This is a genomic window from Neobacillus endophyticus (genome assembly GCF_013248975.1).
Taxonomy (GTDB): domain Bacteria; phylum Bacillota; class Bacilli; order Bacillales; family Cytobacillaceae; genus Neobacillus; species Neobacillus endophyticus.
Genome location: NZ_JABRWH010000001.1, coordinates 3245660 through 3260730 on the forward strand (window position 1 = coordinate 3245660; position 15071 = coordinate 3260730).

Annotated in this window: 12 protein-coding genes; all 12 read left to right on the forward strand. The window is 39.7% G+C overall.

What is annotated here, in order from left to right:
• The first annotated feature begins 104 nt into the window (after positions 1-104).
• The 12 genes from HPT25_RS16050 to pnp all read left to right on the forward strand — a co-directional run bounded on the left by HPT25_RS16050 (position 105) and on the right by pnp (position 14967).
• Positions 105-4430, forward strand: coding sequence for a PolC-type DNA polymerase III (locus tag HPT25_RS16050; protein WP_173066198.1), 4326 nt, complete (start codon positions 105-107; stop codon positions 4428-4430).
• A gap of 392 nt (positions 4431-4822) precedes the next feature.
• Complete coding sequence (gene rimP / locus HPT25_RS16055) at positions 4823-5293, forward strand: ribosome maturation factor RimP (RefSeq protein WP_173066201.1); 471 nt, start codon at positions 4823-4825, stop codon at positions 5291-5293.
• Positions 5294-5342: 49 nt separating this feature from the next.
• Entirely contained in the window at positions 5343-6464 is a 1122-nt protein-coding gene (nusA, locus tag HPT25_RS16060) for a transcription termination factor NusA (RefSeq protein WP_173066204.1), read from the forward strand.
• Between the two features lie 17 nt (positions 6465-6481).
• Complete coding sequence (gene rnpM / locus HPT25_RS16065; RefSeq protein ID WP_173066207.1) at positions 6482-6754, forward strand: RNase P modulator RnpM; 273 nt, start codon at positions 6482-6484, stop codon at positions 6752-6754.
• 7 nt (positions 6755-6761) lie between these two features.
• Positions 6762-7064 carry a YlxQ family RNA-binding protein gene (locus tag HPT25_RS16070; protein WP_173066210.1) on the forward strand — a complete coding sequence of 101 codons (303 nt, stop codon included), beginning with the start codon at positions 6762-6764 and terminating at the stop codon, positions 7062-7064.
• 19 nt (positions 7065-7083) lie between these two features.
• Positions 7084-9444: a translation initiation factor IF-2 gene (gene infB, locus HPT25_RS16075; protein ID WP_173066214.1), complete on the forward strand. Its 2361-nt coding sequence runs from the start codon at positions 7084-7086 to the stop codon at positions 9442-9444.
• Positions 9444-9722: a DUF503 domain-containing protein gene (locus HPT25_RS16080; protein WP_173071198.1), complete on the forward strand. Its 279-nt coding sequence runs from the start codon at positions 9444-9446 to the stop codon at positions 9720-9722. The genes infB and HPT25_RS16080 overlap by 1 nt, the downstream gene beginning before the upstream one ends.
• An 18-nt stretch (positions 9723-9740) precedes the next feature.
• Positions 9741-10109, forward strand: a complete 369-nt coding sequence (rbfA, locus tag HPT25_RS16085) for a 30S ribosome-binding factor RbfA (protein ID WP_173066217.1) — start codon at positions 9741-9743, stop codon at positions 10107-10109.
• Between the two features lie 151 nt (positions 10110-10260).
• Positions 10261-11181 carry a tRNA pseudouridine(55) synthase TruB gene (truB, locus tag HPT25_RS16090; RefSeq protein WP_173066220.1) on the forward strand — a complete coding sequence of 307 codons (921 nt, stop codon included), beginning with the start codon at positions 10261-10263 and terminating at the stop codon, positions 11179-11181.
• A 29-nt stretch (positions 11182-11210) separates the two neighbouring features.
• Complete coding sequence (ribF, locus tag HPT25_RS16095) at positions 11211-12167, forward strand: bifunctional riboflavin kinase/FAD synthetase (protein WP_173066223.1); 957 nt, start codon at positions 11211-11213, stop codon at positions 12165-12167.
• 163 nt (positions 12168-12330) lie between these two features.
• On the forward strand, positions 12331-12600 hold the full coding sequence (rpsO, locus tag HPT25_RS16100; protein WP_173066226.1) for a 30S ribosomal protein S15: 270 nt from the start codon (positions 12331-12333) through the stop codon (positions 12598-12600).
• A gap of 246 nt (positions 12601-12846) precedes the next feature.
• Positions 12847-14967: a polyribonucleotide nucleotidyltransferase gene (gene pnp, locus HPT25_RS16105; RefSeq protein WP_173066229.1), complete on the forward strand. Its 2121-nt coding sequence runs from the start codon at positions 12847-12849 to the stop codon at positions 14965-14967.
• The last annotated feature ends 104 nt before the right edge of the window (positions 14968-15071 follow it).

Here is a 15071-nt window from a genome sequence, read left to right on the forward strand (position 1 = left end):
AAAGTTTTCTGTGGATATTTGCCGAAACAACTCGAATCCTGTGATATAATTGTTTTTTGATAAAGAAAGACTAGAGAATTTTTAATAGATGGGAGAGAAGAAGGTTGAGCGAAAATGCCTTAGGCAAAAAAGAGCGATTCCAACTCTTGCTCCAGCAGCTTAATCTAATTGAAGATAATTTTGTGATGCACTTTAACAATGCGCAAATTGATAAATTAGTGGTTGAGAAAAAAAGCAAAAGATGGCATTTTTATTTTTTATTAGAAAAAATCCTTCCGTTCAATGTTTTTCAAATGTTTACCACTCAATTGGAGAGAACATTTTCAAACATTGCCGTAGTTTCTGCTGAATTCAACGCATCCGATCAAGCACTTACGCCAGAATTAATCCGTGATTATTGGAGTTATTCGGTCCAGCAAATTGATGGCATCTCACCGCCGTTGTTGAAAATATTAAATGAACAATTGCCGGAAGTAAGTGGATCGAAGCTTACCATATCTGTTAGAAATGAGGCTGAAGGACTGACGCTGAAACGGAAATATGGAACATTATTAAGCGATATTTATCAATCCTTTGGTTTTCCAATGCTGGCAATTGAAACCGAATATAAAGCGGAAGAAAATAATGAAGAATATGAGAAATTCTTGCTGGCAAAACAGAAAGAAGACCAGGAGCGTGCGCTATTGGCAATGGTAGAAATGCAGAAGCAGGAAGCGGAGAAAGATAAGGCTCCAAATGATGCTCCTTCTGGCCCGCTTACCATTGGCCTCACGATTAAGGATGACAGTGAACTTCGCAGTTTGAGCGACATTATTGATGAAGAAAGAAGAGTAGCCGTTCAAGGATATATTTTTGATTCGGAAATCCGTGAATTGAGGAGCGGACGTTCATTATTAACCTTTAAGATTACTGATTACACTAGTTCAATTATCGTGAAAATGTTTTCCCGTGATAAAGAAGATGCCGCATTATTCCAGCATATTAAAAAAGGAATGTGGGTAAAGGTAAGAGGAAGTGTCCAAAATGATACGTTTGTCCGCGACCTTGTGATGATTTGTAATGATATTAATGAAATCAAACCTGCACAACGGAAGGATCTTGCCCCTGAGGGTGAAAAGCGTGTGGAGCTCCACCTTCATACACCTATGAGTCAAATGGATGCGGTAACCCCGGTAGCTACCTTGATTGCACAAGCGAAAAAATGGGGACATAAAGCCATTGCGGTGACAGACCACGCTGTTGCTCAATCTTTTCCTGAAGCATTCAGTGCTGGGAAAAAAAATGATATAAAGATTTTATATGGAGTGGAAGCCAATTTAGTTGATGATGGTGTTCCAATTGCCTATAACACTGCCCATCGTTTATTGGCTGATGACACTTTTGTTGTCTTTGACGTTGAGACCACGGGTCTTTCAGCTGTATATGACACCATCATAGAACTAGCTGCAGTGAAGGTTAGAGGCGGGGAAATTATTGACCGGTTTGAGTCGTTTGCAAATCCTCATCATCGGCTCTCTGCGACTACGATTAACCTAACGGGTATTACTGATGATATGGTGCAAAATGCTCCCGATGATGTCGAGGTATTGAGAAATTTTTATGAGTGGGTTGGAGATGCGGTCCTCGTTGCTCACAACGCATCATTTGATATGGGATTCTTGAATGTCGGCTACAAAAAAGCGGGAATGGAAAAAGCAGCTAACCCAGTAATTGATACCCTTGAGCTTGGTAGGTTTCTATATCCAGAATTGAAGAATCACCGGTTAAATACATTGGCGAAAAAATTTGATATCGAGTTAACTCAGCACCATAGGGCGATCTATGATGCAGAGGCGACTGGTTATTTATTGTTGAAAATGTTAAAGGATGCGCTCGAAAAAGGAATTGAATATCATGATGCGCTGAATGATTTTATGGGAAAAGGAAACGCCTATCAACGAGCCCGTCCTTATCATTGCACATTATTGGCACAGACTGAGGTTGGATTAAAAAACTTATTTAAATTGATCTCTATTGCTCATATTGAATATTTTTATCGGGTGCCAAGAATTCCAAGATCTGTACTGCAAAAATATAGGGAAGGCATTCTCGTTGGATCAGCTTGTGATAAAGGGGAAGTATTTGAAGGAATGATGCAAAAATCTCCCGAAGAGGTCGAAGCATCAGCAAGATTTTATGATTATTTCGAAGTAATGCCAAAGCAGGTATATGCTCCATTAATTGAAATGGAACTGATCCGAAATGAAAAAGATCTCGAAGAAATCATCTCCAATATTGTGAGGCTCGGTGATAAGCTTGAGATTCCAGTTGTGGCAACAGGAAATGTCCATTATTTAAATGAAAATGATAAAATCTATCGGAAAATTTTAATCAGTTCTCAGGGTGGTGCAAATCCGCTAAACCGTCATGAGCTTCCAGATGTTCACTTTCGAACTACTGATGATATGCTGGGTGCCTTTGCTTTCCTTGGAGCAGAAAAAGCGAAAGAGATTGTTGTTACCAATACGAATAAAATCGCAGACATGATTGAGGCCATTAAACCAATCAAGGATGATTTGTATACACCTAAAATTGAAGGCGCAGAAGACGAGATGCGCCAAATGAGTTATGCGATGGCACATAAAATATACGGTGACACTCTTCCGGAAATTGTGGAAGCGCGCCTTGAGAAAGAATTGAAAAGTATTATCGGACATGGTTTCGCTGTTATTTATTTGATTTCGCACAAACTTGTAAAAAAATCACTTGATGATGGATACCTGGTAGGTTCCCGTGGTTCAGTAGGATCGTCTCTTGTTGCAACAATGACGGAAATTACCGAAGTGAACCCATTACCGCCGCATTATATTTGTCCAACCTGTAAGAACTCTGAGTTTTTCAATGATGGTTCTGTCGGTTCAGGTTTTGATTTACCTGATAAGGACTGTCCGAATTGCGGTGAAAAGTACCGAAAGGATGGACATGATATCCCGTTTGAAACTTTCCTTGGATTTAAGGGCGATAAGGTCCCGGATATCGATTTGAATTTCTCTGGTGAGTATCAGCCGCGAGCTCATAATTATACGAAAGTACTGTTTGGAGAAGAATATGTGTACAGAGCAGGAACAATCGGTACCGTTGCTGATAAAACAGCCTTTGGATATGTAAAGGCATATCAGCAGGACAACAATCTTCATATGCGCGGCGCAGAAGTGGAAAGACTTGCTTCCGGTTGTACTGGCGTAAAACGAACGACTGGCCAGCATCCAGGCGGTATCATCGTTATTCCGGATTATATGGATGTTTATGATTTTACACCGATCCAATTCCCGGCCGATGATCGTACATCTGAATGGCGGACGACACATTTTGATTTCCATTCCATCCATGACAACGTTCTTAAACTCGATATTCTTGGACACGACGATCCGACGGTTATCAGGATGCTTCAAGATTTAAGCGGAATCGATCCTAAAACGATTCCAACAGATGATCCTGAAGTCATGAAGATTTTTAGCAGTACGGAATCACTTGGGGTAACAGAAGAGCAAATTATGTGTAAAACCGGTACGCTGGGAATCCCTGAGTTTGGAACACGATTTGTTAGACAAATGCTTGAAGACACAAAACCTACCACCTTCTCTGAACTTGTTCAGATTTCAGGTTTATCACATGGTACCGATGTATGGCTAGGCAATGCTCAGGAATTGATTCACAATAAAATTTGTACGTTAAGTGAAGTAATCGGGTGTCGTGATGACATCATGGTTTATCTGATCTATCAAGGGCTTGAACCTTCCTTTGCTTTTAAAATCATGGAATCAGTTCGTAAGGGGAAAGGCCTGTCAGAAGAAATGGAAGAAGAAATGCGCAAGAACGAAGTGCCGGAATGGTATATTGACTCTTGTAAAAAAATAAAATATATGTTCCCTAAGGCGCATGCTGCGGCATATGTATTAATGGCTGTAAGGATTGCTTATTTTAAAGTGCATCTTCCTTTGCTTTATTATGCTGCCTATTTCACAGTCCGGGCCGAGGATTTTGACCTGGAAACAATGACCCGCGGGCCAGAAGCTATCCGTGCAAAAATCGAAGAAATCAACGCAAAAGGACTGGACGCATCTAACAAAGAGAAAAATTTACTGACCGTCCTCGAACTTGCACTTGAAATGACGCAAAGAGGTTTTTCTTTCCAAAATTACGATTTATATAATTCTGCGGCATCGGAATTTATTATCGATGGAGATACCTTAATTCCACCGTTTAATTCTATTCCAGGTCTTGGTACCAATGCAGCAATTAATATAATAAATGCCAGAAAAGATGGAGAGTTTTTATCTAAAGAAGACCTCCAACAGCGCGGAAAGGTTTCAAAAACGATTCTGGAATATTTAGACAAACAGGGGTGCTTATCTGCCCTTCCAGAACAAAATCAGCTGTCGTTGTTTTAACTGAGACTACTTTGATAATTCTCGGTCAAAGGCCGCTGACCAGGGTGCTTCCGCTTTTCTCATTGTCTAGCTCCAGCACCCTAGCGGCTAGTGTCCTTCGCACTCCGCCCTACGATAAGTCAACATCGAATCGCTTACGCTCTTCGTGTTTCCTTTATCTCAGTTGGAGTGCTCCAGGCCAAAGGCCGCTGACCAGGGTGCTTCCGCTTTTCTCATTTGCATATAAATTCCGATTATGGTATAGTTTTATTGGAAATACTAAGACATACTCTCTAGTTCAAGAGTGGGGCATCTCCCACTCTTTCGTTTGTTTACAATGGTTTAACTAGATTTAATAACCTACAATGAACTACATAGAATATGGATAAGTGATTTGGAAAAGGGGGTAAAGCATGAGCAAAGTAACAGAAATGGTAGATGAGCTTGCTTCTCCAATTTTGCAGGAACTCGGTTTGGAATTAGTTGAAATTGAGTATGTAAAGGAAGGGAAGAGTTGGTTTCTTCGCGTTTATATCGATAAAGAATCAGGTGTGGATATAGAAGATTGCGGCTTAGTTAGTGAGCGTCTAAGTGAAAAGCTTGACGAGGTTGACCCGATTCCTCATAACTATTTTCTTGAAGTTTCATCACCTGGAGCGGAGCGTCCTTTAAAAAAGGCAAAGGATTTTGAAAAAGCTATAGGCAAAAATGTGCTAATTAAAACCTACGAGCCAATTGATGGTGAAAAAAGCTTTGAAGGACTCCTTCTGGCATTTGATGGTCAAACCGTACAAATTGAAATGAAAATAAAAACCCGCAAAAAGACCATAGAAATCCCTTATGAAAAAGTGGCAAATGCAAGACTGGCTGTATCGTTCTCATAAATGAAAAAAGCGAAGAAAAATATGAAAAAGAGTAGGGGGATACAAACAAATGAGCAGCGAATTATTAGATGCTCTTACTATTTTGGAGAAAGAAAAAGGCATTTCAAGGGATGTTTTAATTGACGCAATTGAAGCAGCTCTGATATCTGCATACCGCCGGAATTTTAACCAGGCCCAAAATGTTAGAATTGATTTAAATTTACAAACAGGTTCGATGCGTGTATTCGCCCGCAAAGAAGTAGTTGATGAAGTATTTGATCCGCGGTTGGAAATTTCAGTTGAGGATGCAAGACGTATCAACCCTAACTATCAAGTGGAAGACGTTGTTGAAATGGAAGTTACGCCAAAGGATTTTGGCCGGATTGCTGCCCAAACTGCCAAACAAGTGGTTACCCAACGAGTAAGAGAAGCTGAACGCGGTATTATCTATACAGAATTTATCGACCGTGAAGAAGATATTATGACAGGGATTGTGCAACGGCTAGATTCTAAATTTATTTATGTTAGCCTTGGGAAAATTGAAGCATTGCTTCCGTTGAGTGAACAAATGCCAAATGAGCGTTATAAGCCACATGACCGTATTAAAGTTTTTATCACTAAAGTTGAAAAAACAACAAAAGGTCCGCAGATTTTTGTTTCTCGCACTCATCCTGGATTACTAAAGCGATTATTTGAAATTGAAGTACCCGAGATTTATGATGGTACTGTTGAAATTAAATCGGTAGCTAGAGAAGCTGGCGACAGATCTAAAATTTCTGTCCATTCCGATAATGCTGAAGTAGATCCTGTCGGCTCATGTGTTGGACCTAAAGGTGCCAGAGTCCAAGCAGTAGTTAATGAATTGAAGGGTGAAAAAATCGATATTGTGAAATGGTCAAATGATCCGGTTGTGTTTGTTGCAAATGCATTAAGCCCTTCCAAAGTTCTTGATGTTATGGTAAACGAAGACGAAAAAGCAACAACCGTTATCGTTCCGGATTATCAATTATCTCTTGCAATTGGGAAGAGGGGGCAAAATGCCCGTCTTGCGGCTAAATTAACAGGCTGGAAAATCGATATCAAATCGGAATCCGAGGCACGGGAAATAGGTATCTATCCTCGTGAAGAAAAAATCAGGCTATTTGATGATCAGGTTGAACCTGAATTTGAATATGATGAAGAATTAGAATAAACAGGGGGTGAATGATCGTGAACAAACCAAGAAAAGTTCCTATGCGAAAATGTGTAGCAACTGGGGAAATGAGGCCAAAAAAAGAACTCGTTCGCATCGTTCGCTCAAAAGAAGGGGATGTATCGATCGATCTGACCGGGAAAAAGTCCGGCAGGGGAGCATACCTTTCGAGAAGTAAAGAAGCAATACTGCAAGCAAAGAAAAAAAATATCTTAGCTAATCATTTAGAGGTTTCAATTAATGATTCATTATATGATGAGCTTCTTGAGCTGATAGAGAAGGAGAATTGACCATTCAATGTCAGATCATCAATGGATGTCATTGCTTGGCTTAGCCAATCGAGCAAGGAAAGTCATTTCAGGTGAGGAGCTAACCGTGAAACAGATCCGCAGCGGAAATGCTAAACTCATTTTATTGTCCGCAGATGCATCTCGAAATACGGCCAAAAAAATTACAGACAAATGTAATTCGTATGAGGTTCCATTGAAATTTGTGGAAAACCGTCATCTTCTTGGTCAAGCGATTGGCAAAGAAGCCCGCGTTGTTGTAGCTGTTATGGACGATGGATTTGCCAAGAAACTGGTAACGTTGCTCGATTAAATCTAGCGGGGGTGAAACTATGAGTAAAATACGTGTTTATGAGTATGCAAAAAAACATAATATTTCAAGTAAAGAAATTATTACAAAACTAAAAGAAATGAATATAGAGGTTTCGAACCATATGGCAACTTTAGAAGAAGGAGACATTAAAAAGCTTGATGCAGCCTACAATAAAAATGATGGGAAAGCTGCTCAAAATAATCAAGCTAACGTGTCTCATGATAAACATGCAAACCATTCACAGCAAAGACAAGGAAAAAACACTCAGCAAAAACAAGGAAATACACAACAAAAACGTTCAAATGCAAATCCAGGCCAACAGAATCAGGTTAACAAGCCGCAGTCGCAGCCAAAAATGGCGGTGAAAACATTTGAGGACGATGATGATCAAATTGTCGCACCGACTAAAGTGAAAGTTGTTGCTGTTCCTCCGAAAAATAAAGAAGGCAAGAAGCATGACCAGGAATATCAATCCAAAGAAAATAAGGCCTTCCAAGCTGGAAAAGGTAAAAACAAACCTTTTACAAATCAAAATCGAAACAACCAAAATAATAAAAAGAAGAATCAGCCTCATGTACAGCAGCCTCAACAGCAACAGCAACAGCAGAAGCGAAAAGAAAAAGAACTTCCGTCTAAGATTACTTTTAGCGAGTCATTAACTGTTGCAGAGCTAGCAAAGAAATTACATCGTGAGCCATCAGAAATTATTAAAAAGTTATTTTTATTAGGTGTAATGGCTACTATCAACCAAGTGTTAGATAAAGATGCAATTGAGCTTATTGCCAGCGAATACGGGGTTGAAGTAGAAGAAGAAATAAAAGTTGATACAACAGACCTGGAAATTTATTTTACTGAAGATACGGCAGAAAATTTAATTGAGCGGCCAGCTGTCGTAACGATCATGGGTCACGTTGACCATGGGAAAACAACACTACTTGATTCCATTCGGAATACAAAAGTTACTGAGGGTGAAGCAGGTGGGATCACTCAGCATATCGGTGCATATCAAGTTGTAGAAAATGGAAAGAAAATTACTTTCCTTGATACACCGGGACATGCTGCATTTACTACTATGCGTGCTCGCGGCGCTCAAATAACAGATATTACGATTCTTGTTGTGGCAGCGGATGACGGTGTTATGCCGCAAACAGTTGAAGCAATAAACCATGCTAAAGCTGCTGAAGTACCAATCATTGTTGCCGTAAATAAAATGGATAAGCCGGCAGCAAATGTCGACCGGGTTATGCAGGAGCTGACAGAGCACGGGCTTGTCTCAGAAGCATGGGGCGGCGAAACGATTTTTGTCCCACTCTCTGCAAAAACTGGTGAAGGTATCGATAATCTTTTAGAAATGATTCTTTTAGTAAGTGAAGTGGAAGAATATAAAGCGAACCCTAATCGTCATGCTGTCGGTACTGTTATCGAAGCAAGATTGGATAAAGGGCGCGGATCTGTTGCCACATTACTTGTTCAAAATGGAACATTAAAAATTGGCGATCCGATTGTTGTTGGTAATACCTTTGGCCGTGTAAGGGCAATGGTGAATGATACAGGCCGTCGTGTGAAAGAGGCAGGTCCATCCACTCCTGTTGAAATTACAGGGTTAAACGAAGTTCCTCAGGCTGGAGATCGTTTTGTCGTGTTTGATGATGAAAAAACTGCACGTCAAGTGGGTGAAGTACGTGCTCAGCATGCATTAGCTGCTCAACGTGGCGAAAAGACTCGTGTAAGTCTTGATAACCTCTTTGAACAATTAAAGCAAGGGGAAATGAAAGATCTCAATATTATCATTAAAGCGGATGTTCAAGGATCTGCTGAGGCTCTTGCTGCCTCACTGATGAAAATCGATGTTGAGGGCGTAAATATTAGAATCATTCATAACGGTACTGGAGCTATTAATGAATCAGATATCAGCCTTGCTTCTGCCTCCAATGCAATTGTAATTGGATTCAATGTTCGTCCAGATGCCAATGCAAAACGGGCTGCCGACGCTGAAAAAGTAGATGTGCGCTTGCACCGGATCATTTATAAAGTAATTGAAGAAATGGAAGCAGCGATGAAAGGGATGCTGGATCCTGAGTTTGTCGAAAAAATTATCGGTCAAGCAGAAGTTCGGCAAACCTTTAAGGTTTCCAAAGTGGGAACAATTGCTGGTTCTTATGTGACAGATGGTAAAATTACTCGTGATAGTGGAATTCGTGTCATTCGTGATGGCGTGGTCATCTTCGAAGGTGAAGTTGATGCCCTAAAACGTTATAAAGATGATGCAAAAGAGGTTTCACAAGGCTACGAGTGTGGTATAACCGTTAAAAACTTTAATGATATTAAAGAAGGAGATATCATTGAAGCTTATGTAATGGAAGAAGTAGAACGCAAATGATTATAGGGATGGTCGTATGTGAGTGCATCATATACGATGCCCATTCTTTAAAAGATAAGCGTGCGGTTCTGCAGCGAATTCTGACCCGTCTAAAACAGAAATATAATGTTTCTGCAGCAGAAGTAGGTTTTCAGGATACCTGGCAGCGAACAAAAATTGCGATTGCAGCCGTTACCGCTGCCAGAACTGCTACTGAACAAGAACTGCAAAATGCACTAAAATTAATCGACTCATTCCCGGAAATAGAAAGAACGATCACCGAGATTGAATGGTTGTAACATATGAGGTGAATGCAAATGAGCCTAAGAGCAAATCGTGTTGGAGAACAGATGAAGAAAGAACTGAGTGACATCATTGGCCGTAAGCTAAAAGATCCTCGGATTGGCTTTGTCACCGTAACAGATGTTCAAGTTACAGGGGACCTTCAGCAAGCAAAAGTATTTATCTCCGTTTTAGGGGATGATGAGCAAAAAGAGAATACGTTAAAAGGGCTTGCTAAAGCAAAAGGATTTATTAGAACTGAAATCGGACATCGAATTCGTCTGCGTAAAACACCTGAAATTATCTTTGAATTTGATGAATCCATTGATTACGGCAATCGGATTGAAACGCTGCTTACCCAGCTTCATTCCGAAGAAAGTGCACCTGAGAAGAATGATGAGTAGCAGAATTATGATGGTTCAAGGATAGACAAATCGTCTATCCTTTTTTATTAGAAGGATCCTGCAATGTAAAAGTACGTTTATTCCAAAAGGTGATAGAGCTAAAGCGAAATAACATTCTATAGAGTCAAGTTTTAAGAACGGAGCATAAGAAATGGAAGGAATTTTACCATTATTCAAGCCTGCAGGCTTAACAAGTCATGATTGTGTTTTTAAACTAAGAAAAATATTAAAGACGAAAAAAATCGGCCATACTGGGACTCTCGATCCAGATGTTACAGGTGTTCTTCCTATTTGTATTGGGAGAGCAACCAAGGTGGCAGAATATATCACGGATGCAGGAAAAGCATACGAAGGAGAAGTAACGATTGGTTTTTCTACCACAACTGAGGATGCTTCAGGGGAAGTGGTAGAGGAGAGAAAAGTGAATCGGAATATTTCGCGGACAGAAATTGAAGATGTCCTTGACTCATTTAAAGGAGAAATTGTTCAAACCCCTCCAATGTATTCAGCTGTAAAAGTTAATGGAGTCAGACTTTATGAATATGCTCGAAAAGGGATCGAAGTTGAACGTCCGGCAAGAAAGGTAAACATCTATTCCATTCAACTGCTTGATGACCGACAGGAGTTTTCTGGAGAAACCATCAAGTTCCGTTTTCGGGTGAGCTGCAGTAAAGGAACGTACATTCGGACACTTGCTGTCATGATTGGAGAAAGTTTGGGATATCCCGCGCATATGTCTAAACTAATACGAATCCAGTCAGCGTCCTTTAGTTTGGATGATTGTTTTACATTCGATGACATTCAGAATTTAATGGACGAAGGTCAAATTACAAACGTGTTAAAACCATTGGAATCAGCACTTTCTCATTTGCCGAAATGGCAGATTAATGATAAAGTAGCAGAGAAAGTGAAAAATGGAGCACTATTGAAAATTCCAGAGCATTTAACAAAAGCAAACGGACCTATTAATATAGAAAATACAGATGGGCTGACACTGGCAATTTATTCTGAACATCCAAGCAAGCCAGGACTTCTTAAACCTGTAAAAGTTTTAAGAAATGATCTGAATTAAAGGGTACGATTAGAAAAGGTGAATTTCAATTGGAAATAAAGAAGCTTAATTTTCCATTAGATTTAGCAGAAAATACGTTCCCCCCATTGGCAATGGCCCTTGGCTATTTTGACGGGGTGCATCGCGGGCATAAGCAAGTCATTGCCGAGGCAAAGAAACAAGCCATTGTTAAGGGGCTAAACAGCGCAGTCATGACATTTGACCCGCACCCCTCTGTGGTACTGGGAAGAAGCGAACAGCATGTCCAGTATATCACTCCATTATCTGAAAAAGAAAAGATTATGGAAAGAGAGGGGATAGATTACCTTTTTATCGTTCATTTTACGCATGAATTTGCAAATCTCCTGCCTCAAGAATTTGTAGACCAGTTCATCATTGGTCTGAATGTGAGACACGTAGTTGCCGGATATGACTTTACCTATGGAAGAATGGGAAAAGGAACAATGGAAACTTTGCCCTTTCACTCCAGAGAAAAATTTACCTATTCGATTGTCCCAAAATTAACCGAAGGTGATGAGAAAGTGAGTTCAACCAGAATCCGTTCTTTGATTAAAACGGGAAGAATGCAGGAGCTTCCGGCGCTGCTTGGCCGTTTTTATACCACAACAGGTGTTGTCATTCATGGAGATAAACGCGGCAGGACAATTGGTTTTCCAACAGCTAATATCCATTTGAATGATGACTATATGATCCCTCCTGCTGGTGTTTATACTGTAAGAATGATGGTAAAGGGAACTTGGTTTAATGGTGTCTGCAACGTTGGCTACAAGCCAACTTTTAATAAAGAAGCGGTATCTCTCTCAGTGGAAGTACATTTATTTGATTTCCATCAAGAAATTTATGATGAAACAGTAGAAATTGAATGGCATTGCTATCTTCGAAAAGAGCAAAAGTTTTCCGGAATCGATGAACTGGTTTCCCAAATTGAGAAGGATAAAGAAAGAGCCATTCAGTACTTTGAAAACAATTCATTGACATCTCAATAACCAATCGTGATGAAATATCTGCAAGATTATCATGTTTTAACTTGCATTTTAAGATAAAAACATGTATTCTTAAATACGTATTAAAAATAACCTTTGCTTGGCATGTCGAGTCACCGACGCATGCTCGGTAACAGGGGATTTGCGAATTAGGAGGTGAACATGGATGGCACTTACACAAGAACGTAAAAATCAAATTATCAATGAGTATAAAACTCATGAAAACGACACAGGATCTGCAGAGGTTCAAATCGCTGTCCTTACTGAACAAATCAACACTTTGAATGATCACTTACGTACACACAAAAAGGATCATCACTCACGCCGCGGTCTTTTGAAAATGGTTGGTAAACGTCGTAATCTTTTGACTTACCTTCGTAACAAAGATGTTCAACGTTACCGTGAGTTAATCAATAAGCTTGGTTTACGTCGTTAGTTAACAGAAGCGGGATTTTTCCCGCTTTTTTGTTAGCCTTTAATTGCTTAAGGCCTAGACAAAAAAAGATTTTTTTTATACATATTTTTAAGTCAGGAATTTATTGTGCATACTATAAGTAATTTGGGTTAAAAAATAAGCTGATAAGGCTTTTTATATATTTTTTGATTTAGTATGATGATACAAGCGAAATGTGATCTTTCGCATCATCCTCCTAAGAAATTTTTATAGAGAGGGGTAAAATTAATGGACCAACAGAAATATGAATATTCCATGGACTGGGCTGGTAGAAAATTAACAGTTGAAATTGGCCAATTGGCTAAACAAGCCAATGGTGCAGTCATGGTACGATATGGAGATACTGCTGTTTTAAGTACAGCAACAGCTTCAAAGGAACCAAAGAATTTAGACTTTTTTCCATTAACGGTAAATTATGAGGAGAGGCTATATGCAGTTGGTAAAATCCCTGGAGGATTTATCAAGCGTGAGGGCCGGCCGAGTGAAAAAGCTATTTTAGCAAGCAGATTAATTGATCGTCCGATTCGCCCTTTATTTGCTGATGGCTTCCGAAATGATGTACAAGTTATTAGCATTGTCATGAGTGTGGATCAGGATTGTTCCACAGAAATGGCTGCCATGTTTGGATCTTCTTTAGCGCTATCTTACTCAGATATTCCGTTTGAAGGACCGATTGCAGGTGTAGTCGTGGGCCGTGTTGATAATAAATTTGTCATCAATCCGACGGTGGAACAAGCAGAAAAAAGTGATATTCATTTAACAGTAGCCGGTACAAAAGATGCCATTAACATGGTTGAAGCTGGAGCAAATGAAGTTCCGGAAGAAACGATGCTGGAAGCGATCATGTTTGGTCATGATGAAATTAAGCGTTTAATTGAATTCCAGGAAAAAATCGTTGCTGAAATCGGCAAAGAAAAAATGCAGATTACCTTGTACGAAATTGACAAAGATCTTGAGGCGGAAGTGCGAGAATTATGCGAAGCTGACATGGTCAAGGCCATTCAAGTTCAGGAAAAGCATGCACGTGAAGATGCCATTAATGAAGTGAAGAAACAAGTACTTGCTAAATATGAAGAACAAGAAGCAAATGAGGATGACCTGAAGCAGGTTAAACAAATTTTGGACAAGATTGTGAAAGGCGAAGTACGCCGCTTAATTACAGTTGAGAAAATTCGTCCTGATGGACGGCAAATTGATGAAATACGTCCACTTTCTTCTCAAGTTGGCATTTTACCTCGTACACACGGATCCGGTTTATTTACAAGGGGCCAAACCCAAGCTTTAAGTATTTGTACATTAGGTGCTATGGGTGATGTGCAAATTCTAGACGGACTGGGTATTGAAGAAGAAAAACGGTTTATGCATCATTACAATTTCCCTTCTTTCAGTGTTGGAGAAACAGGACCGATTCGCGGACCAGGCCGCCGGGAAATTGGACATGGCGCTTTAGGTGAACGTGCATTAGAACCAATTGTACCAACTGAAAATGATTTTCCATATACGATTCGACTTGTTTCGGAAGTGCTTGAATCAAACGGATCCACTTCTCAGGCAAGTATTTGTGCAAGTACATTGGCCATGATGGATGCTGGTGTACCGATTAAAGCACCTGTTGCCGGAATTGCGATGGGACTTGTAAAATCAGGTGAATACTATACTGTTCTTACAGATATTCAAGGTATGGAAGATCACCTAGGGGATATGGATTTCAAAGTAGCAGGTACTGCCAAAGGTGTAACCGCGCTACAGATGGATATCAAAATTGAGGGTCTTTCTCGGGAGATTTTAGAAGAAGCCCTTCAACAGGCGAAAGTTGGTAGAATGCAGATTCTTGAATCCATGCTGGCAACACTTTCTGAACCTAGAAATGAACTTTCCAAATTTGCACCAAAGATTTTAACAATGAACATAAATCCAGATAAGATTCGTGATGTTATTGGACCAAGTGGTAAACAAATCAATAAGATTATTGAAGAAACCGGCGTGAAAATTGATATTGAACAAGACGGTACCATTTTTATTGCTTCTGCTGATTCCGAGATGAACCAAAAAGCCAAGAAAATTATTGAAGATATTGTCCGTGAAGTTGAAGTTGGACAATATTATCTCGGAAAAGTAAAGCGAATTGAAAAGTTTGGAGCCTTTGTCGAAATTTTTGCTGGTAAAGACGGACTTGTCCATATTTCCGAACTTGCAGAAGAACGGGTAGGCAAAGTAGAAGATGTTGTGAAAATCGGTGATGAAATTCTCGTCAAGGTTACTGAAATTGATAAGCAAGGCCGAGTTAATTTGTCCCGTAAAGTAGTATTAAAGGAAACACGTGAAAAAGCTGAAGAAGCGAAATCATAAATGATTCAGGCTTTTAATAAGTTCTGAAGAAAGATAAGTCAGGGTCATTCCCCTGACTTTTTTCAGTAATAGATTACGTTCTACCTTGTCCTTATCCTTCATAA

Coding starts and splice junctions, on each gene's coding strand:
- pnp (WP_173066229.1), top strand. CDS start 12,847: ATGGACCAACAGAAATATGAATATTCCATGGACTGGGCTGGTAGAAAA.
- infB (WP_173066214.1), top strand. CDS start 7,084: ATGAGTAAAATACGTGTTTATGAGTATGCAAAAAAACATAATATTTCA.
- rimP (WP_173066201.1), top strand. CDS start 4,823: ATGAGCAAAGTAACAGAAATGGTAGATGAGCTTGCTTCTCCAATTTTG.
- HPT25_RS16070 (WP_173066210.1), top strand. CDS start 6,762: ATGTCAGATCATCAATGGATGTCATTGCTTGGCTTAGCCAATCGAGCA.
- rpsO (WP_173066226.1), top strand. CDS start 12,331: ATGGCACTTACACAAGAACGTAAAAATCAAATTATCAATGAGTATAAA.
- truB (WP_173066220.1), top strand. CDS start 10,261: ATGGAAGGAATTTTACCATTATTCAAGCCTGCAGGCTTAACAAGTCAT.
- rbfA (WP_173066217.1), top strand. CDS start 9,741: ATGAGCCTAAGAGCAAATCGTGTTGGAGAACAGATGAAGAAAGAACTG.
- nusA (WP_173066204.1), top strand. CDS start 5,343: ATGAGCAGCGAATTATTAGATGCTCTTACTATTTTGGAGAAAGAAAAA.